At 43.0% G+C, this 19,184-nt stretch carries 18 protein-coding genes; all 18 read left to right on the plus strand.

What is annotated here, in order from left to right:
- The first annotated feature begins 239 nt into the window (after positions 1-239).
- The 18 genes from HMPREF1150_RS12180 to lpdA all read left to right on the plus strand — a co-directional run bounded on the left by HMPREF1150_RS12180 (position 240) and on the right by lpdA (position 19,175).
- Complete coding sequence (locus HMPREF1150_RS12180; RefSeq protein WP_198002708.1) at positions 240-398, plus strand: hypothetical protein; 159 nt, start codon at positions 240-242, stop codon at positions 396-398.
- 127 nt (positions 399-525) lie between these two features.
- Positions 526-1,602, plus strand: a complete 1,077-nt coding sequence (locus HMPREF1150_RS01590; protein ID WP_009660479.1) for an aspartate-semialdehyde dehydrogenase — start codon at positions 526-528, stop codon at positions 1,600-1,602.
- A gap of 82 nt (positions 1,603-1,684) precedes the next feature.
- Entirely contained in the window at positions 1,685-2,620 is a 936-nt protein-coding gene (gene dapA / locus HMPREF1150_RS01585; protein ID WP_009660393.1) for a 4-hydroxy-tetrahydrodipicolinate synthase, read from the plus strand.
- A gap of 242 nt (positions 2,621-2,862) precedes the next feature.
- Positions 2,863-3,201: an ATP cone domain-containing protein gene (locus HMPREF1150_RS01580; RefSeq protein WP_002909723.1), complete on the plus strand. Its 339-nt coding sequence runs from the start codon at positions 2,863-2,865 to the stop codon at positions 3,199-3,201.
- A gap of 142 nt (positions 3,202-3,343) precedes the next feature.
- Complete coding sequence (gene ylqF / locus HMPREF1150_RS01575; protein WP_009660436.1) at positions 3,344-4,195, plus strand: ribosome biogenesis GTPase YlqF; 852 nt, start codon at positions 3,344-3,346, stop codon at positions 4,193-4,195.
- Positions 4,182-4,946 (plus strand): ribonuclease HII, encoded by a 765-nt coding sequence (locus HMPREF1150_RS01570; protein WP_009660303.1) that lies wholly within the window; start codon positions 4,182-4,184, stop codon positions 4,944-4,946. The genes ylqF and HMPREF1150_RS01570 overlap by 14 nt, the downstream gene beginning before the upstream one ends.
- A gap of 19 nt (positions 4,947-4,965) precedes the next feature.
- Complete coding sequence (locus HMPREF1150_RS01565; protein ID WP_009660282.1) at positions 4,966-5,529, plus strand: sugar O-acetyltransferase; 564 nt, start codon at positions 4,966-4,968, stop codon at positions 5,527-5,529.
- A gap of 131 nt (positions 5,530-5,660) precedes the next feature.
- Positions 5,661-6,503, plus strand: coding sequence for a DNA-processing protein DprA (gene dprA / locus HMPREF1150_RS01560; protein ID WP_009660432.1), 843 nt, complete (start codon positions 5,661-5,663; stop codon positions 6,501-6,503).
- An 84-nt stretch (positions 6,504-6,587) separates the two neighbouring features.
- Positions 6,588-8,681 (plus strand): type I DNA topoisomerase, encoded by a 2,094-nt coding sequence (topA, locus tag HMPREF1150_RS01555; RefSeq protein ID WP_083842688.1) that lies wholly within the window; start codon positions 6,588-6,590, stop codon positions 8,679-8,681.
- A gap of 59 nt (positions 8,682-8,740) precedes the next feature.
- A complete protein-coding gene (locus HMPREF1150_RS01550; protein WP_009660431.1) occupies positions 8,741-9,235 on the plus strand; it encodes a hypothetical protein in 495 nt (164 codons plus the stop codon).
- Between the two features lie 93 nt (positions 9,236-9,328).
- Positions 9,329-10,663, plus strand: a complete 1,335-nt coding sequence (gene trmFO, locus HMPREF1150_RS01545) for a methylenetetrahydrofolate--tRNA-(uracil(54)-C(5))-methyltransferase (FADH(2)-oxidizing) TrmFO (protein ID WP_009660383.1) — start codon at positions 9,329-9,331, stop codon at positions 10,661-10,663.
- A gap of 115 nt (positions 10,664-10,778) precedes the next feature.
- A complete protein-coding gene (locus tag HMPREF1150_RS01540) occupies positions 10,779-11,603 on the plus strand; it encodes an alpha/beta hydrolase (RefSeq protein WP_009660302.1) in 825 nt (274 codons plus the stop codon).
- Between the two features lie 32 nt (positions 11,604-11,635).
- A complete protein-coding gene (locus tag HMPREF1150_RS01535; protein WP_009660368.1) occupies positions 11,636-12,376 on the plus strand; it encodes an esterase family protein in 741 nt (246 codons plus the stop codon).
- A 12-nt stretch (positions 12,377-12,388) separates the two neighbouring features.
- The gene (locus tag HMPREF1150_RS01530; protein ID WP_009660321.1) at positions 12,389-13,555 is read left to right on the plus strand and encodes an acetyl-CoA carboxylase biotin carboxylase subunit family protein; all 1,167 of its coding nucleotides are present in this window, start codon (positions 12,389-12,391) and stop codon (positions 13,553-13,555) included.
- 222 nt (positions 13,556-13,777) lie between these two features.
- Entirely contained in the window at positions 13,778-14,746 is a 969-nt protein-coding gene (locus HMPREF1150_RS01525; protein WP_002897566.1) for a thiamine pyrophosphate-dependent dehydrogenase E1 component subunit alpha, read from the plus strand.
- Positions 14,747-14,764: 18 nt separating this feature from the next.
- Positions 14,765-15,757 carry an alpha-ketoacid dehydrogenase subunit beta gene (locus HMPREF1150_RS01520; protein ID WP_009660433.1) on the plus strand — a complete coding sequence of 331 codons (993 nt, stop codon included), beginning with the start codon at positions 14,765-14,767 and terminating at the stop codon, positions 15,755-15,757.
- 588 nt (positions 15,758-16,345) lie between these two features.
- Entirely contained in the window at positions 16,346-17,389 is a 1,044-nt protein-coding gene (locus tag HMPREF1150_RS01515; protein WP_009660467.1) for a dihydrolipoamide acetyltransferase, read from the plus strand.
- A gap of 79 nt (positions 17,390-17,468) precedes the next feature.
- Positions 17,469-19,175: a dihydrolipoyl dehydrogenase gene (gene lpdA / locus HMPREF1150_RS01510; protein ID WP_009660307.1), complete on the plus strand. Its 1,707-nt coding sequence runs from the start codon at positions 17,469-17,471 to the stop codon at positions 19,173-19,175.
- The last annotated feature ends 9 nt before the right edge of the window (positions 19,176-19,184 follow it).

A 19,184-nucleotide genomic window follows, 5' to 3' on the forward strand; every position in this document is an offset into this window, starting at 1 on the left:
CTTGACAAAACGGAAAAAGATAAGGTAAACTATATCTCGTGCGATGAGTTGATATGCAGTTTTTCTGCAAATTGAAGCATGGGAGGTCATAACGCAGGAGCGGATCTTGATCAGTTGTGTGAACCTGCTGATCACACGAAAGTGCCCTTATCCCCAGTCTACGGATTGGGGATTTTCTATTGCTCTTGACGAAACGAGTCCGCAGGAGGAAATTGAGTCATAGAACAGTGGATGCAGTTTTGTTCGCAAGAACAAAAACTGTAAACCTTGAAAGCTTTCTTAGACAGGCAAGATCGTTAGTCGTAGCCGAGCTTAGAGACATTGATACTGAGACGGTCAACGTTGTGAGTGCTATTGCTCTTGATGAAACAACTTCGCAGAAGGCAGTTGAGTCCTAGAGCAGTGCGTAAATGCAGTTTATCTAAAATATCAAACATTTATTCTTTAGAACCATTTGCATTTTTCCCTAAAAATAGTATAATACTAACAATACAAAATTTTTTGAAAATTCAGAGAGGTTATCGCATGGGATATACAGTTGCTGTAGTAGGTGCCACTGGTGCCGTTGGATCTCAAATGATTAAAATGCTGGAAGAATCTAGCCTTCCAATTGATAAAATACGCTATCTGGCGTCTGCTCGTTCAGCTGGAAAAGTTCTCCAATTCAAGGGACAAGACATTACTATCGAAGAGACGACCGAGACAGCTTTTGAAGGTGTAGATATTGCTCTCTTCTCAGCTGGTGGTTCTACCTCAGCAAAATACGCTCCTTACGCAGTCAAAGCTGGAGCAGTAGTGGTTGATAATACCTCTTATTTCCGTCAAAATCCTGATGTTCCTCTGGTTGTTCCAGAAGTCAACGCCCATGCCTTAGATCAGCACAAGGGAATTATCGCTTGCCCTAACTGCTCGACAATTCAGATGATGGTAGCTTTAGAGCCTGTTCGTCAGCAATGGGGGTTGGAGCGCATCATTGTGTCTACCTATCAAGCTGTTTCTGGTGCAGGTATGGGAGCCATTCTTGAAACTCAAGCTCAATTACGCTCTGTTCTCAATGATGGTGTAAATCCTAAGGATGCAGAAGCCAACATCCTACCATGTGGCGGCGATAAAAAACATTATCCTATTGCCTTTAATGCCTTACCTCAGATTGATGTCTTTACAGATAACGACTATACTTACGAAGAGATGAAGATGACTAAGGAAACGAAGAAAATCATGGAAGATGATTCTATTGCTGTTTCTGCGACATGTGTCCGTCTTCCTATTTTGTCTGCTCACTCAGAGTCTGTCTACATCGAGACTAAGGAAGTTGCACCTATTGACCAGGTAAAAGCAGCAATCGCAGCTTTTCCAGGTGCTGTTCTGGAAGATGATGTAGCTCATCAGGTTTATCCGCAAGCAATCAATGCGGTTGGTAAGAAAGAAACCTTTGTTGGCCGGATTCGTAAGGATCTTGATGCAGAAAAAGGAATCCATATGTGGGTTGTTTCAGACAATCTTCTTAAAGGAGCAGCTTGGAATTCTGTTCAAATCGCAGAGACACTGCATGAGCGTGGTTTAGTTCGTCCGACAGCAGAAGTTGTTTTTGAATTAAAATAAAGTGACCAAGGAAACTTGACAGTACAGGGTTGAATAATCGTTCTTTCAACCCTCTTTTCGTATAATAAAGAGAGGTAAGTTTATGGCGTATGCGGATCTGAAAAACTGTAAAATCATCACAGCTTTTATTACTCCTTTTCATGAAGATGGTTCCATCAATTTTGAAGCTATTCCAGACTTGATTGAGCACCTTTTGGCGCATCATACGGATGGGATTTTGCTGGCTGGAACAACTGCTGAAAGTCCAACCCTGACTCACGATGAAGAGTTGGAATTATTTGCGGCTGTTCAAAAGGTTGTCAAGGGGCGCGTCCCTTTGATTGCGGGTGTTGGTACCAATGAAACGCGCGACTCTATCGAATTCGTCAAAGAAGTAGATGCATTTGGTGGTTTTGCGGCTGGTCTGGCAATTGTTCCCTATTACAATAAACCTTCTCAGGAAGGGATGTATCAGCACTTTAAAGCCATTGCGGATGCTTCAAACCTGCCTATCATTATCTACAATATACCTGGCCGGGTAGTAGTTGAGATGACACCTGAGACTATGCTGAGATTAGCAGAACATCCAAATATTATCGGCGTTAAAGAATGTACCAGTCTGGCGAATATGGCCTATCTGATCGAACATCGTCCAGAGGGGTTTCTGATTTACACTGGTGAGGATGGTGATGCCTTTCATGCTATGAATCTGGGGGCTGATGGAGTTATTTCAGTTGCTTCTCACACAAACGGTGATGAAATGTTTGCAATGCTGGATGCTATTGAGCACAATGACATCAAAAAAGCAGCAGCTATCCAACGGAAATTCATCCCTAAAGTCAATGCTCTTTTCTCTTACCCAAGCCCTGCCCCTGTCAAGGCAGTCCTTAATTACTTGGGCTTTGCGGCAGGCCCAACTCGCTTACCGCTTGTGCCTGCGCCCGAAGAAGATGCCAAACGCATTATCAAGGTCGTGGTAGATGGCGACTATCAAGCAACCAAAGAGACGGTTAAAGGTGTCCTGAGACCAGATTATTGATTGATAAAACTGAAAGAAATATTTCTAGAAAGGATTGCCCAGAGCGGTCCTTTTTCATATGGTCTTTTAAGGCTAAAAAAATGGAAGCATCCTTTGAAAAATATTGGAAAAAATTATATAATGTAAAGGTATGGTCTGACTTTGAGATTTCTTTTGGAGCAGACTATAGACAACTGGACTGGCAGCAGTCATGTTAGAGACATACATTAGATTAGAAATATATAATATAAAAGGAGTTTTTTATGCAAGTTATTAAACGGAGTGGTGAGGTTGTAGAATTTGACCCAGATAAAATCTATCAAGCGGTTTTAAAGGCAGCGCAGACTGTCTATGTGTTGACAGATGATTTGCGTCAGAATTTAGCGCAGGTTACAAAGAAAGTCGCTCTGGATTTGGAAGAAGCTAAGGTTGAACGTGCGACGATTAGCATGATCCAATCCATGGTTGAAAGCCGCCTCTTGGGTGCAGGTTATATTACCATTGCAGAGCATTATATCTCCTATCGCTTGCAGCGCGATTTAGAGCGCAACGGCTATGGAGATCATATCGCTGTGCATCTGCATTTTGAACAAGTAAGATAAAGTTAAAAAGGCCCAATAGGGCTTTTTTTACTCTTGAGGTAGAGAAGATCACTTTAGCATTCATCCGCTTAAATTCTAGAAATATGTTAAAATAGGTAAAGATATAAAATTTTATCAATGATATTCGTTGAAAGGATAAATTATGGCAACGATTCAATGGTTTCCGGGGCATATGTCCAAGGCACGGAGACAGGTACAGGAAAATATTAAGTTTGTTGATTTTGTGACGATACTGGTAGATGCGAGACTTCCTTTATCTAGTCAGAATCCTATGCTGACTAAGATTGTGGGCGATAAACCTAAGCTTCTGATTTTAAACAAAGCTGATTTGGCTGACTCTGTTCGTATTAAAGAATGGCAGAGCTATTTTGAAAGCCAAGGGATTCCGACCTTATCTATTAATTCCAAAGAACAATCTGCTGTTAAAAAAGTTACAGACGCAGCTAAGAATCTTATGGCTGATAAATTGGCGCGTCAGAAGGAGAGAGGAATTCGCATCGAAACCTTGCGTACCATGATAATCGGTATTCCCAATGCTGGCAAATCGACCCTCATGAATCGCTTGGCTGGTAAGAAAATCGCTGTTGTAGGGAATAAGCCAGGTGTTACCAAGGGTCAGCAATGGCTCAAGTCAAATAAAGACTTGGAAATCTTGGATACACCAGGGATTCTCTGGCCTAAGTTTGAAGATGAGACGGTTGCTCTCAAGCTCGCCCTGACTGGAGCTATTAAGGATAATCTGCTGCCTATGGATGAGGTGACGATTTTCGGCCTTAATTATTTTAAGGAGCATTATCCTGAGGAGCTGACAGCACGCTTCAAGCAGCTTGATCTAAGTCAGGAAGCACCTGAAATGATTATGGATATGACCCAGAAACTCGGCTTCCGCGATGACTACGATCGTTTTTACAGCATTTTTGTCAAAGATGTCCGCGATGGCAAGTTAGGTCGTTATTGTTTGGATACGGTTGGAGAACTAGATGGCAACGATTAAAGAAATCCAGCAACGTTTAGAGTTAGTGACAGATTTGACTGATCCTTTTCTGGCCGAAGCAGCTAATGACCAGCGGAGCGGAGTTCAAAAGGCGATTGAAAAGCGTAAAAGAGCCATTCAGGCGGAGCTAGACGAGGATTTGCGTCTGGAGCAGATGTTACGGTATGAAAAAGAGCTTTATCAAGCCGGCTATCGGGCGATCGCTGGGATTGATGAGGTCGGTCGTGGTCCTCTAGCTGGACCAGTTGTCGCTGCAGCTGTAATCTTACCTCCAGGATGTAAAATTAAGGGGCTCAACGACAGTAAGAAGATTCCTAAGAAAAAGCACCAAGAAATCTATCAAGCAGTCATGGATAAAGCCTTGGCAGTCGGTATTGGCCTGATGGACAATGAGATTATTGATCAAGTCAATATCTACGAAGCGACCAAGCTTGCTATGAAAGAGGCTTTGTCTAAATTGAGTCTCAAGCCGGATTATCTGCTGATTGATGCCATGAAACTGGATGTTGAGATTCCGCAAGAGTCCATCATCAAAGGTGATGCTAACTCTCTGTCTATTGCAGCGGCCAGTATTGTAGCGAAGGTTACTCGGGATAAGCTGATGACAGACTACGACAAGGAATTTCCTGGCTATGATTTTGCGCAAAATGCCGGTTATGGGACTAAAAGTCATTTGCAAGGATTGGAACGAAACGGCGTAACTCCTATTCATCGCAAGACATTTGAACCCGTAAAATCAATGTGTGAATAAACATGAAAAGGAGGATGCCATGCAAAGCGAATACGAAAAAATGATTGCTGGAGAGATTTACCGACCACAAGATGAAGATTTAAGAAAAATTAGAGCCCGATCCAAAGAATTTCAATATCGTTTTAACCAAGAGCAAGACAGCGACAAGAGAAGTGCTATTATCAAAGAATGGTTTGGCAGTACGGGAAATAATCTTGCTATGAAGCCAGATTTGGTTTGCGACTACGGAATTAACATTCATTTAGGAGAAAATTTTTGTTCTAACTGGAACCTGACTATGCTGGACGTTTGCCCGATTCGCATCGGAGACAATGCCCTGCTCGGTCCTAATTGCCAGTTTCTGACACCTCTTCATCCGCTTGATCCAGTGGAAAGGAATTCCGGAATTGAGTACGGAGCACCAATCACTATTGGTGATAATTTCTGGGCTGGCGGAGGTGTGACGATTCTGCCGGGCGTGACACTAGGGGATAATGTCGTAGTCGGAGCAGGAGCGGTTGTGACCAAGTCTTTTGGTGATAATGTAGTCTTGGCTGGCAATCCTGCTAAGATTATTAAGGAAATCCCTGTTCATAAAGAATAAAAGATGTGTTAAAGGCGATAGGCATAGAAACCAGCTATTGACAACATCAAATTTAATAGAATCGTAAAGAAGGAACTGTACTGCAGTTCTTTTTTTGAACTTTTTTACGAATAAGAAAGTGAGGTGAAAAAATGAATAATTTTGAAATTTATAAATTGAAAAAAGCTGGTTTGACCAATCATCAGGTTTTAAATGTTTTGAGATACGCCGAGAGTAAAGATGGCAAGCTTTCTCTGCGAGATAAGGCTGTCGTATCTGAGTGCCGCAATCCTGCCCTCTTTATAGAGAAATACAAGAGGCTTGATTTACCAGCTTTGAAGGAAGAATTTGAACTTTTTCCATCCTTTTCTATCTTGGATGATATCTACCCTTGGGATTTATGCGAGATTTACGATGCACCGACTTTGTTATTTTATCAGGGAAATCTAAATCTACTAGAATTGCCCAAGGCTGCAGTCGTTGGCAGTCGAGACAGCAGCAAGCAAGGAAATGCCTCTGTACAAAAGATTATCAAAGAGCTAAACAATGAGTTGGTTATCGTCAGTGGCCTAGCTCGTGGAGTAGATACGGCGGCCCATATGGCTGCCCTGCAAAACGGAGGTCAGACAATTGCTGTCATCGGAACGGGATTAGATGTCTTCTATCCCAAGGCCAACAAAAAACTACAAGCTTACATTGGCAAAAATCATTTATTGCTGACGGAGTATGGTCCAGGTGAACAGCCTTTGAAATTTCACTTTCCAGAGCGGAATCGTATTATCGCCGGTCTATGTCGAGGCGTCATCGTGGCAGAAGCCAAGATGCGCTCAGGCAGTTTGATTACCTGTGAGCGAGCCATGGAAGAAGGGCGAGACGTCTTTGCTATTCCGGGGTCAATTTTAGATGGAAAATCTGACGGTTGCCATCATTTGATCCAAGAGGGTGCAAAGTGCATTACATCAGGCTCTGACGTTCTTTCTGAGTTTGATTTTTAAAACAAGTTTTCCTATAAGAAAAGTTAGCAGTTGACATCTATCAAAAAATAGTTTAAACTCTATGAGATTTATTTCTTATAGAAGGTGTCTAAATTGGTAACAAAAACAAAGAAAAAGTCTACGACCAAGAAAAATCTTGTCATTGTAGAGTCGCCTGCTAAGGCAAAAACAATAGAAAAATATCTGGGACGAAACTACAAGGTTCTGGCCAGTGTCGGGCATATTCGTGACCTAAAAAAGTCTACTATGTCCATTGATTTTGAGAACAACTATGAGCCGCAATACATCAATATTCGTGGTAAAGGTCCGTTAATTAATGACTTGAAAAAAGAAGCGAAGAAAGCTAAGCAAGTCTTTCTAGCAAGTGACCCGGACCGCGAAGGAGAAGCTATTTCTTGGCATCTGGCCCACATTCTGAATCTGGATGAGAAAGAGAAAAACCGTGTCGTCTTTAATGAAATCACCAAAGATGCAGTCAAGAATGCTTTTAAAGAACCGCGCCAGATTGATATGGATTTGGTCGATGCGCAGCAGGCTCGCCGAGTTCTGGATCGCTTGGTTGGTTATTCCATTTCTCCTATTCTATGGAAGAAAGTCAAAAAAGGTCTGTCAGCTGGTCGGGTGCAGTCTGTCGCCCTCAAGCTGATTATCGACCGGGAAAATGAAATCAATGCCTTCAAACCAGAAGAATACTGGACGATTGACGGAACCTTCAAGAAAGGAACTCGTCAGTTTCAGGCCAGCTTCTACGGTATGAATGGTAAAAAGATGAAGCTGTCTAACAACGACGAGGTCAAAAACGTCCTTTCTCACCTCAAGGGTGATGACTTTATAGTCGACAGCGTCGAAAAGAAAGAGCGTCGACGCAATGCTCCGCTGCCCTATACGACTTCCTCTATGCAGCAGGATGCCGCAAATAAGATTAATTTCCGGACTCGTAAGACCATGATGGTGGCTCAGCAGCTCTATGAAGGGATTAACATCGGTTCTGGCGTACAAGGTCTGATTACGTATATGCGTACTGACTCGACTCGTATCAGTCCAGTAGCGCAGAATGAAGCAGCAAGCTTTATCACGGATAAATTTGGCGCTAAATATTCTAAACATGGCAGCAAGGCCAAAAACGCTTCTGGCGCTCAAGATGCTCACGAAGCCATTCGTCCTTCCAGCGTTTTCAATACTCCAGAAAGCATCGCAAAGTATCTGGATAAGGATCAGCTTAAGCTCTATACGCTGATTTGGAACCGCTTTGTAGCCAGCCAAATGACAGCAGCAGTCTTTGATACTATGAATGTTAAGTTGGGGCAAAATGGTGTCCAATTTGCCGCCAATGGCAGTCAGGTCAAGTTCGATGGCTATCTGGCTATTTACAACGACTCTGATAAGAATAAAATGCTGCCGGATATGGAAAAGGGGGATACCGTCAAACGTGTCAATACCAATCCAGAACAGCACTTTACCCAGCCGCCTGCTCGTTATTCTGAAGCGACTCTCATCAAGACTTTAGAAGAAAATGGTGTTGGTCGTCCGTCTACCTATGCACCGACCATTGAAACTATTCAGAAACGATATTACGTTAAGCTGGTTTCCAAGCGCTTTGAGCCGACGGAATTAGGTGAGATTGTCAATTCATTGATTGTCGAATTCTTCCCAGGCATCGTAAATGTGAAATTTACAGCCGAAATGGAAGCAAAATTGGATGATGTAGAAGTTGGCAAAGAGCAGTGGCAGAAAGTTATTGACGAGTTTTATCGACCTTTTGAAAAGGAAGTCGCTAAAGCCGAGACTGAAATGGAGAAAATCCAAATCAAGGATGAACCGGCTGGTTTTGACTGTGAGGTCTGTGGCAGTCCCATGGTCATCAAGTTGGGGAGATTTGGCAAGTTCTACGCCTGCAGTAATTTCCCAGACTGCCGTCACACTCAAGCTATCGTCAAGGAAATCGGCGTGACCTGTCCACAGTGCCAGAAAGGTCAAGTTATCGAGCGTAAGACTAAGCGAAATCGCATTTTTTATGGCTGTGATCGTTATCCTGACTGTGATTTCACATCTTGGGACAAGCCAGTCGGTCGGAACTGTCCAAAATGCGACCATTATCTGATCGAAAAGAAAGTTCGTGGTGGCGGCAAGCAAGTGGTCTGCAGCAATGGTGATTACGAAGAAGAAAAAGTGAAATAGTTATTTTTACATAATTTATATTATGTAAAATGTTTTTTCTGAAGAAGAGGTGCAGCTTTATGACAGATAAATTTGCAGAATTTCTAAAAATCGCGTCTCAACTGAACAAGATGGGAATTATTCCACTGCTAATGGGCTCCTTGGGGCTGGAGCAGGTTACTTGTCAGGACTGGCAGGCGCGGGATATTGATATTCATGTTCACGGTGATGAACGTGGCTGGGAAGCACCAGACGAAGAACGTATTTATGATATGGACAAGATTGAGCCTATGATGGAGTGCTTGGGCTATCGCTTAGTCGATTTGCACGAGCATGAATTTCAAAAAGAAGACTTATCTATTGAATTTGGAGTCATGGAAACCTTGGAGGCATTTTCAGGTGTGCCGCTAGAGAAGCTGTCTCGAAGAGAAGTAGAAGGTGTTCAGTTTCTACTGCCGACTGCGGAGCAATTTTTAGCTATCTACCGCGCTTCTTCCCAAGATTCTTACCGAAATGATAATAACAATCATAAGGATTTTGCTAAGATTGCTTATTTGGAAAAAATGACAAAATGATAGACATTCAGGAATTCTCCTGTCTGTCTTTTTTACTATCTTTTTGTTATAATGGTCAGAGTGAAAATCTAGAAATATCCAAGGGAGAGTATCATGTCATCATCCTATATCAATGTTATCGGTGCTGGTCTGGCTGGCAGTGAAGCAGCTTACCAGATTGCCAAGCGTGGCATCCCAGTCAAACTCTATGAAATGCGGGGTGTTAAGTCAACACCTCAGCACAAAACTGCAGACTTTGCAGAACTGGTCTGCTCTAACTCTCTGCGAGGAGATGCGCTGACCAATGCAGTCGGTCTGCTCAAGGAAGAAATGCGACGATTGGACTCGGTTATTTTAAAATCTGCAGAAGCGACTCGGGTGCCAGCAGGTGGTGCTCTAGCGGTTGATAGAGAAGGTTTTTCGCAGCTGGTAACGGAGCTAGTGACCAATCATCCATTGATTGAGGTCATTCGTGAAGAAATCACCGAAATTCCGGAGGATGCCATCACAGTTATTGCGACAGGGCCCTTGACCAGCGATGCTTTGGCGGAAAAAATTCACTCGCTCAATGGAGGCGACGGTTTTTATTTCTACGACGCAGCAGCGCCAATTATTGATGTTAATACCATTGATATGACCAAGGTCTATCTCAAATCCCGCTATGATAAGGGCGAAGCTGCCTATCTCAATGCACCTATGACTAAGCAAGAATTTATGGATTTCCATGATGCTTTGGTCAATGCTGAGGAAGCACCGCTCAATTCCTTTGAGAAGGAAAAATACTTTGAAGGCTGTATGCCAATTGAAGTCATGGCTAAGCGAGGGATTAAAACTATGCTTTATGGACCGATGAAGCCAGTTGGTTTGGAATATCCAGATGACTATCAAGGTCCTCGAGATGGTGAATATAAGACGCCATACGCTGTTGTGCAGCTTCGTCAGGACAATGCAGCAGGCAGTCTTTACAACATTGTCGGCTTCCAGACTCATCTCAAGTGGGGCGAGCAAAAGCGGGTCTTTCAGATGATTCCTGGTCTTGAGAATGCAGAATTTGTCCGTTATGGTGTTATGCATCGAAACTCCTATATGGACTCTCCAAATCTGCTTGAACAGACTTTCCGGTCTAAGAAACAGCCAAATCTTTTCTTTGCAGGTCAAATGACTGGAGTTGAAGGGTACGTAGAGTCAGCTGCTTCAGGTCTAGTTGCTGGTATCAATGCCGCTCGACTCTTCAAAGGAGAAGAAGCACTTGTTTTTCCAGAAACAACAGCTATCGGCAGCCTGCCTCACTATGTTACCCATGCTGACAGCAAGCATTTCCAACCCATGAATGTCAATTTTGGCATTATCAAAGAGCTGGACGGCCCTCGAATTCGTGACAAGAAAGAACGCTATGAGAAAATTGCTGTGCGAGCCTTGCAGGATTTACAGCCTTATTTGGATAAATAATCTATTTTCTATCATTATCTAATAAAAATCATCAAAAAGTTAGGAAATTCCTAACTTTTTTGCTTAATTTGTGATATAATAAATAAAAATTTTGAAAATAGAAAGTTTTCTGAAAATGAATAAATCCTATTTTTACCTTGAAATGAAGACACATGAGTTGGTCGTTCCTTATACTAAACAAAAACGCCGTGTCCGCATATTGCTTCCAAAGAACTATAGTCAGGACACAAATAAGACGTATCCGGTCGTTTATTTTCACGACGGCCAAAACGTTCTCTATAGCAAGGAGTCTTTCAGCGGCCATTCGTGGAAGGTGATTCCGACAATCAAGCGTAATCCAGACATTGAAAAAATGATTGTCGTGGCTATTGATAACGATGGTCAACGACGGATGAATGAATACGCAGCTTGGAAGTTCCAAGAGTCCAATATTCCCGGAATTCAGTTTGGCGGCAAGGGAACGGAGTATGCGGAGTTTGTCATGGAAGTCGTCAAGCCTTTTATCGACCAGCATTATCGGACCAAGTCGGATCGGCTGCATACAGCCATGATTGGGTCCTCTCTTGGGGGAAATATTAGCCAGTTTATCGGCGTTGAATACCAAGATCAGATTGGCTGTCTGGGCATCTTTTCATCAGCCAATTGGCTGCATCAGGAAGCTTTTGACCGTTATATTGAGAGAAAAACACTTCAGGCAGACCAGCGAATTTTCATTTATGTTGGTACAGAAGAGGCTGACGATACAGATAAGACATTGATGGCTGGCAACATCAAGCAGGCCTATATCAATTCATCGCTCAGCTATTTCCGACAGCTACTTGTGTCTGGAGTAGATTTGGCCAATATCCAGATTAAGATCCAGTCTGGAGCTATTCACAATGAAATCGCTTGGGCAGAGCACTTGCCAGACTGTTTCCGTTTTATCAGCGAGAAATGGTAATCTAGTCAAACAGTGAGAAAGAGGTAGAAACTATGCATGTAGAATTTTTAAGTCATTGGAGCGGCAATCTAGGCCGTGAAATGTATGTCAATCGCTATGGACATGCTGGACTCCCGATTATAGTCTTCGCATCATCAGGCGGCAGCCATAATGAGTATGCTGATTTTGGCATGATTGAAGCCTGTGCAGGTTTTATTGAGGCTGGTAAAGTCCAGTTTTTCACTCTCAGCAGCGTTGATAGCGAGAGTTGGTTGGCGGACTGGAAGCACCCACACGACCGAGCAGAAATGCATCGTGCCTATGAGCGTTATGTCATTGAAGAGGCGATTCCTTTCGTCAAGCATAAGACAGGTTGGTTTGACCCTATGATGACGACAGGCTGCTCTATGGGTGCTTATCATGCCCTTAATTTCTTCCTGCAGCATCCGGATGTTTTCAATAAAGTGATTGCCCTCAGTGGTGTCTATGATGCACGTTTCTTTGTCGGTGACAATTTGAATGACGAAGTCATTTATCAAAACTCACCAGCTGACTATATCTGGAACCAAAATGATGGCTGGTTTATTGACCGCTATCGACAGGCTGATATTATCGTTTGTACTGGCTTGGGCGACTGGGAGCAGGATGGCCTTCCTTCCTTCTACACGCTGAAAGAAGCTTTTGAGCATAAGAATATTCCAGCTTGGTTTGCTGAATGGGGCCATGATGTTTCCCATGACTGGATTTGGTGGCGTAAGCAAATGCCTTATTTCCTTAATGAACTCAATCTTTAAAGGAGGTTTCCTATGAATTATATCGTTATTTCTCCCTACTATCCGCAAAATTTTCAGCAGTTTACCGTGGAACTGGCTAACAAAGGAATCACTGTTCTGGGAATTGGTCAGGAGCCTTATGACCAGCTAGACCAGCCTTTGAAGGATTCATTGACTGAATACTTCAGAGTAGAAAATCTTGAAAATCTTGACGAAGTGAAAAGAGCTGTTGCCTTTCTCTTCTACAAGCATGGACCTATCGATCGGATTGAGTCTCATAATGAATACTGGCTGGAACTGGACGCTGAGTTGCGTGAGCAATTCAATGTATTTGGAGCAAAACCAAAAGACTTGAAAAAGACCAAGTTTAAATCAGAAATGAAGAAACTCTTTAAAAAAGCAGGCGTTCCAGTTGTACCGGGCCAGATTGTCAATACAGAAGCTGGGGCTGATTTGGCTGTCAAGAAACTTGGTCTGCCTTTGATTGCCAAGCCTGATAATGGAGTGGGGGCAGCTGCGACCTTTAAATTGGAAACAGCAGAAGATGTTGAACGTTTCAAGCAAGAATGGGATCACCAGACAGCTTATTTCTTTGAAAAGTTTGTCCAGTCTGGCGAGATTTGTACCTTTGATGGTTTGGTAGATAAGGACGGTCAGATCGTCTTTTCAACCACCTTTGACTATGCCCATACACCACTGGATTTGATGATCTATAAGATGGACAATTCCTATTACGTTCTCAAGGATATGGATCCAAAACTGCGTGCTTATGGAGAAGCGATTGTCAAAATCTTCGGTATGAAAGAACGCTTTTTCCATATTGAGTTCTTCCGCGAAGGTGATGATTATGTAGCCATTGAGTACAATAACCGTCCAGCAGGTGGCTTTACCATTGATGTCTATAATTTCGCCCACTCAATCGATCTTTACAGAGGCTATGCAGCGATTGTAGCAGGAGAGCCTTTCCCAGCTGCCCACATGGAGCCGCTGTATTGTCTGGCAACATCACGCCGTGCATCAACGAACTATGCTTACCCTGAGGCTGACTTGCTGGAGAAATACAGAGATAATTTCAAAGTTAAGAAAGACATGCCAGCTGCATTTGCGGAGCTGCAAGGTGACTACCTCTATATGCTAACAACACCAAGCCGTGAGCAGATGGAGCAGATGATTGCAGATTTTGCTAAACAGGCGGACTAATCAAAAGCATGCTCCGCTATTATTTTCGTATAACAGTTTCAAAGTAGTAAAAACTACTCTAGCACAAAAAGTTTGTGAAATTTCTATTTTGGCATCGAAAACCAGTTTATCCAATGGATTGACTGGTTTTTCTTTGTGAAATGCAAGTGAGCAAAAGTTTTGACAGTGCTTACAGCTTTAGATAGAATTAAATAGAAGAATTATGCTTAGAAAGGCAAAAAAATGGCAACTTTAGATAAAAATCTTTTGTTAGAGATGTTCCGTAAGATGGAAGAAATCCGTCGCATGGACTTAAAAATTGCTCAACTTGTAAAAAAAGGAAAGGTTCCTGGGATGACTCACTTCTCAGTAGGTGAGGAAGCAGCCAATGTCGGTGCTATGCTGGCCTTAAATGAGGATGATTTGCTGACTTCTAATCACCGGGGACACGGTCAAGCTATCGCCAAAGGAATCAACCTCAACGAAATGATGGCTGAAATCCTTGGTAAATACACTGGAACCTGTAAAGGAAAAGGCGGCTCTATGCACATTGCGGACCTAGATGCTGGAAATCTTGGTGCTAATGGTATCGTAGGTGGTGGCATGGGAATTGCTGTCGGAGCAGCTCTGACCCAGCAAATGCAGAAGACAGGTAAGATTGTTGTCTGCTTCTTTGGTGATGGTGCTACCAATGAGGGCGTCTTCCACGAAGCAGTCAACATGGCTTCTATCTGGAATCTACCAGTAATTTTCTATTGCATCAATAACGGCTATGGTATTTCTGCCGACATCAAGAAAATGACCAATGTAGAGCACATCCACGAGCGCAGCGCAGCTTATGGCATTCCAGGAATGTTCATCGAAGATGGCAATAATGTTTTGGATGTCTATGAAGGCTTCCAAAAAGCTGTAGAGCATGTTCGCAGTGGTAAAGGACCTGTCTTGATTGAGAGTGTGACTTATCGTTGGTTGGGACACTCTTCTTCCGACCCAGGTAAATACCGTACTCGTGAAGAAGTAGAAGAATGGAAGAAAAAAGATCCAATCGAAAATCTTCGTAAATACTTGCTGGAAAACAAGATTGCAAGCGAGGAAGAGCTGGAAGCTATCCAAGCTGGAGTCAAAGAAGCAGTAGAAGCATCTGTGAAGTTCGCAGAAGAAAGCCCATTCCCACCGCTTGAATCTGCCTTTGAAGATATTTACGCAGACTAAAGAGAGGAGAAAAAGAAAATGGAAACTAAAACTATGTCTTTTCGTGATACCATCATCCTCGCTATGTCTGAGGAAATGCGTCGCGATGAAAATGTACTCTTGATGGGAGAAGATGTCGGAGTCTTTGGTGGAGATTTCGGAACATCTGTTGGTATGCTGGAAGAGTTCGGGCCAGAGCGTGTACGTGACTGTCCGATTTCAGAAGCAGCTATTTCTGGAGCAGCAGCTGGAGCAGCTATGACAGGGCTGCGTCCAATCGTAGACATGACCTTTATGGACTTCTCTGTAATCGCCATGGATGCTATTGTAAACCAAGCCGCTAAAACGCGCTATATGTTTGGCGGAAAAGGGCAGGTGCCAATGACTGTCCGCTGTGCAGCAGGTAATGGAGTTGGCTCAGCGGCTCAGCACTCGCAGTCTTTGGAATCTTGGTTTACCCACATTCCAGGTCTTAAGGTTGTGGCACCGGGAACTCCAGCTGACATGAAGGGACTTCTCAAGGCTTCTATCCGAGACAACAACCCAGTCATTATCCTGGAATACAAGTCTGAATTTAACCAAAAAGGTGAAGTGCCACTGGATCCTGAGTATGTAATCCCACTTGGTGTTGGTGAAATCAAAAAAGAAGGTACCGATGTAACAGTTGTTACCTACGGAAAAATGCTTCGCCGTGTCATGCAGGCAGCGGAAGAATTGGCAGAAGAAGGCATCTCTGTAGAAGTGGTCGACCCACGTACATTGGTGCCGCTTGATAAAGATATTATCATCAATTCTGTTAAGAAGACTGGTAAGGTTGTTCTGGTTAATGATGCCCACAAAACAAGTGGCTATATCGGAGAGATTTCAGCGATTATTTCTGAGTCTGAAGCATTTGACTATCTAGATGCTCCAATCCGCCGCTGTGCAGGTGAAGATGTGCCAATGCCTTACGCACAAAACTTGGAAAACGCGATGATTCCGACTGTTGAAAGCATCAAAGACGCTATTCGGAAGACATATCATAAAGAATAAGGTATAATAAAGAAAAGGCTTTCTTATGGATTAGATTACATAAAATAGTTTATGTAATCTAATCTTGTGTAGAGGGTCAAAGTAACTAAAATTTTACTAATTGCAGACAATCGTTATTCGGACCGATTTTATCCGATGAACGAATTAGTAGGTCTACAAGGTTGGTCGCAGATAGCGGTAACTATAATAACTTTAGATACATTTGTATCCAAGTTACTTGTAGAGTTGCAACAGGAGAGAGTCGAATCGATAATATTCGACGAACGACTTAGTAAGTCTACTAGGTTGGCTGCCTGATAGCAGCAACCGAAGTAACTTGAGTTACGTTTTGTATCCAAGTTACTTGTAGAGTTGAACATGGGCTAAAGTCTGTGTGAAAAAGATAAACTTTTCTAGAAACGAAAATTTCTTCGTTAAGTTTTCTATTTTCACTTTGATTTTTAACGCCTTAGTATCATGTAATTGAATTCGGACGGAGGACTGCGAAAAAAAGATAGATTTCCTTGTGTTCATCGAACACAGCGTCAATCTCCTATTTTTTCATTGTCCTCTGCGTCCTTAATATCTTATAATAGAATTGGAGAGGTCATGGCTGATGATAAGCTAAGAGCGACTCCTGCGGCTAGAAAGTTAGCGGATGATTTGGGAATCAACCTCTATGATGTTTCTGGCTCAGGCGCAAACGGTCGTGTCCACAAAGAAGACGTGGAAACTTATAAAGATACAAACGTGGTGCGTATTTCACCACTGGCAAAACGAATTGCCCAAGAACACAATATTGCTTGGCAAGAGATTCAAGGAACTGGCCATCGTGGCAAGATTATGAAGAAAGATGTTCTTGCTTTCTTGCCTGAGAATGTTGAGAGCGATACAATCAAATCTCCTGCTCAAATTGAAAAAGTGGAAGAAGTACCTGATAATGTCACTCCTTATGGTGAGATTGAGCGTATTCCAATGACGCCGATGCGGAAGGTCATTGCTCAGCGAATGGTAGAATCTTACCTGACGGCGCCGACATTCACCCTCAACTATGATGTTGATATGACAGAAATGCTGGCCTTGCGTAAAAAAGTGCTGGATCCAATCATAGAAGCAACTGGCAAAAAAGTAACTGTCACAGACCTGCTTTCGCTGGCTGTTGTGAAGACTTTGATGAAACATCCTTATCTCAATTCGACCTTGACAGAGGATGGCAAGACCATTATCACACACAACTATGTCAACCTTTCAATGGCAGTCGGTATGGATAATGGCTTGATGACACCAGTTGTCTATAATGCAGAAAAAATGAGCCTATCAGAGCTTGTGGTAGCCTTTAAAGATGTAATCGGACGTACTTTGGAAGGCAAGTTAGCTCCGAGCGAGCTGCAAAACTCAACTTTCACAATCAGTAACTTAGGTATGTTTGGCGTTCAGTCCTTTGGTCCAATTATCAATCAACCAAACTCTGCTATCTTAGGTGTGAGCTCAACAGTGGAAAAACCTGTCGTTGTTAATGGCGAAATTGTTATTCGTCCAATTATGAGTCTGGGCTTGACCATTGACCACCGTGTAGTTGACGGAATGGCTGGAGCTAAGTTTATGAAGGACTTGAAGGCTTTGATTGAAGACCCAATTTCAATGTTGGTATAAAATTTTCTTTGCTAGTTTAAAAAGTAAAGAAACAAAACACTCAGCAAGTGAAAAAACTAAATTAGAAAAGGAAAGAAAAATGGCTTTAGAAGTAATTATGCCAAAAGCCGGCGTGGATATGACCGAAGGGCAGATTGTCCAATGGAATAAGAAAGTCGGCGAATTTGTCAAAGAAGGGGAAATCCTTCTGGAAATCATGACTGACAAGGTCAGCATGGAATTGGAAGCTGAAGAAGACGGCTACCTGATTGCCATTCTCAAAGGTGACGGAGAAACTGTTCCGGTAACGGAAGTCATCGGTTACTTGGGAGAAGAAGGAGAAAACATCCCAACCGCTGGCGGATCTGCATCTGCGGAAGCACCAGCTCCTACAACAGCGGCAGTAAGTACAGATGATGATAAGAGTGATGATGCTTACGATATCGTTGTTATCGGTGGCGGACCTGCTGGTTATGTAGCGGCTATCAAAGCAGCCCAGCTGGGTGGCAAGATTGCCTTGGTTGAGAAGTCTGAGCTCGGCGGAACCTGCCTGAACCGTGGCTGTATCCCTACTAAGACTTACCTGCACAATGCTGAAATCATTGAAAGCCTTGGCCACGCTGCTAACCGCGGTATCATCATCGAAAATCCAAGCTTCTCAGTGGACATGGACAAGGTTTTGGAAACCAAAAACAAGGTTGTCAATACACTCGTTGGCGGTGTTGCTGGCCTTCTTCGCAGCTATGGCGTAGATGTTCATAAAGGAATTGGTACCATTACTAAAGACAAGAATGTTTTGGTTAATGGTTCAGAATTGCTTGAAACCAAGAAAATCATCCTTGCTGGTGGTTCAAAAGTCAGCAAAATCAATGTCCCAGGTATGGAATCATCTCTCGTTATGACTAGTGATGATATTCTGGAAATGAACGAAGTGCCTGAAAATCTTGTAATTATCGGCGGTGGTGTTGTCGGTATTGAGCTTGGACAAGCCTTCATGACATTTGGCTCAAAAGTTACCGTTATCGAAATGATGGACCGCATTGTACCAGCTATGGATGCGGAAGTTTCTAAAAACCTTCGCCTCATCTTGGAGCGTAAGGGCATGACAATTCTAACTGAAACTAAGTTGGAAGAAATCATCGAAGAAAACGGCAAACTTCGTATCAAAGTTGAAGGAAAGGAAGATATCCTCGCAGATAAGGCTCTGCTGTCTATCGGACGCGTGCCAGACCTAGAAGGCATTGGTGAGGTTGAGTTCGAACTGGATCGCGGCCGTATCAAGGTCAATGAGTACATGGAAACTTCTGTTCCAGGTATTTACGCACCAGGAGATATCAATGGTACTAAGATGCTGGCTCATGCAGCCTTCCGTATGGGTGAAGTCGCTGCTGAAAATGCTCTGAAAGGTAACCACCATATTGCTAAACTCAATCTGACACCTGCAGCTATCTACACCTTGCCAGAAGTAGCAGCAGTAGGTTTAACAGAAGAGCAAGCTCGTGAGAAATACGATGTAGCAATTGGTAAGTTTAACTTCGCTGCTAACGGTCGTGCTATTGCTTCAGACGCAGCTCAAGGCTTCGTTAAAGTCATTGCTGACAAGAAGTATGGTGAAGTGCTCGGTGTTCATATCATCGGTCCTGCAGCTGCAGAATTGATCAACGAAGCATCAACCATCATCGAAATGGAAATCACCGTAGAAGAGATGCTTAAGACTATTCACGGTCACCCAACCTTCTCAGAAGTTATGTACGAAGCTTTTGCAGACGTACTGGGGTTAGCAGTTCACTCACCTAAGAAAAAATAATTTAAAAGA

The organism is Streptococcus sp. AS14 (assembly GCF_000286495.1).
In the GTDB taxonomy this organism is placed as follows: domain Bacteria; phylum Bacillota; class Bacilli; order Lactobacillales; family Streptococcaceae; genus Streptococcus; species Streptococcus sanguinis_P.

Bases quoted from the DNA above. Each gene is read 5' to 3' on its own strand.
- HMPREF1150_RS01530 (WP_009660321.1), top strand. From the start codon at position 12,389: ATGAATTATATCGTTATTTCTCCCTACTATCCGCAAAATTTTCAGCAG.
- HMPREF1150_RS01520 (WP_009660433.1), top strand. From the start codon at position 14,765: ATGGAAACTAAAACTATGTCTTTTCGTGATACCATCATCCTCGCTATG.
- HMPREF1150_RS01550 (WP_009660431.1), top strand. From the start codon at position 8,741: ATGACAGATAAATTTGCAGAATTTCTAAAAATCGCGTCTCAACTGAAC.
- HMPREF1150_RS01580 (WP_002909723.1), top strand. From the start codon at position 2,863: ATGCAAGTTATTAAACGGAGTGGTGAGGTTGTAGAATTTGACCCAGAT.
- HMPREF1150_RS01570 (WP_009660303.1), top strand. From the start codon at position 4,182: ATGGCAACGATTAAAGAAATCCAGCAACGTTTAGAGTTAGTGACAGAT.
- HMPREF1150_RS01525 (WP_002897566.1), top strand. From the start codon at position 13,778: ATGGCAACTTTAGATAAAAATCTTTTGTTAGAGATGTTCCGTAAGATG.
- ylqF (WP_009660436.1), top strand. From the start codon at position 3,344: ATGGCAACGATTCAATGGTTTCCGGGGCATATGTCCAAGGCACGGAGA.
- lpdA (WP_009660307.1), top strand. From the start codon at position 17,469: ATGGCTTTAGAAGTAATTATGCCAAAAGCCGGCGTGGATATGACCGAA.
- trmFO (WP_009660383.1), top strand. From the start codon at position 9,329: ATGTCATCATCCTATATCAATGTTATCGGTGCTGGTCTGGCTGGCAGT.
- dprA (WP_009660432.1), top strand. From the start codon at position 5,661: ATGAATAATTTTGAAATTTATAAATTGAAAAAAGCTGGTTTGACCAAT.
- HMPREF1150_RS01535 (WP_009660368.1), top strand. From the start codon at position 11,636: ATGCATGTAGAATTTTTAAGTCATTGGAGCGGCAATCTAGGCCGTGAA.
- HMPREF1150_RS01515 (WP_009660467.1), top strand. From the start codon at position 16,346: ATGGCTGATGATAAGCTAAGAGCGACTCCTGCGGCTAGAAAGTTAGCG.
- HMPREF1150_RS01565 (WP_009660282.1), top strand. From the start codon at position 4,966: ATGCAAAGCGAATACGAAAAAATGATTGCTGGAGAGATTTACCGACCA.
- HMPREF1150_RS01590 (WP_009660479.1), top strand. From the start codon at position 526: ATGGGATATACAGTTGCTGTAGTAGGTGCCACTGGTGCCGTTGGATCT.
- dapA (WP_009660393.1), top strand. From the start codon at position 1,685: ATGGCGTATGCGGATCTGAAAAACTGTAAAATCATCACAGCTTTTATT.
- HMPREF1150_RS01540 (WP_009660302.1), top strand. From the start codon at position 10,779: ATGAATAAATCCTATTTTTACCTTGAAATGAAGACACATGAGTTGGTC.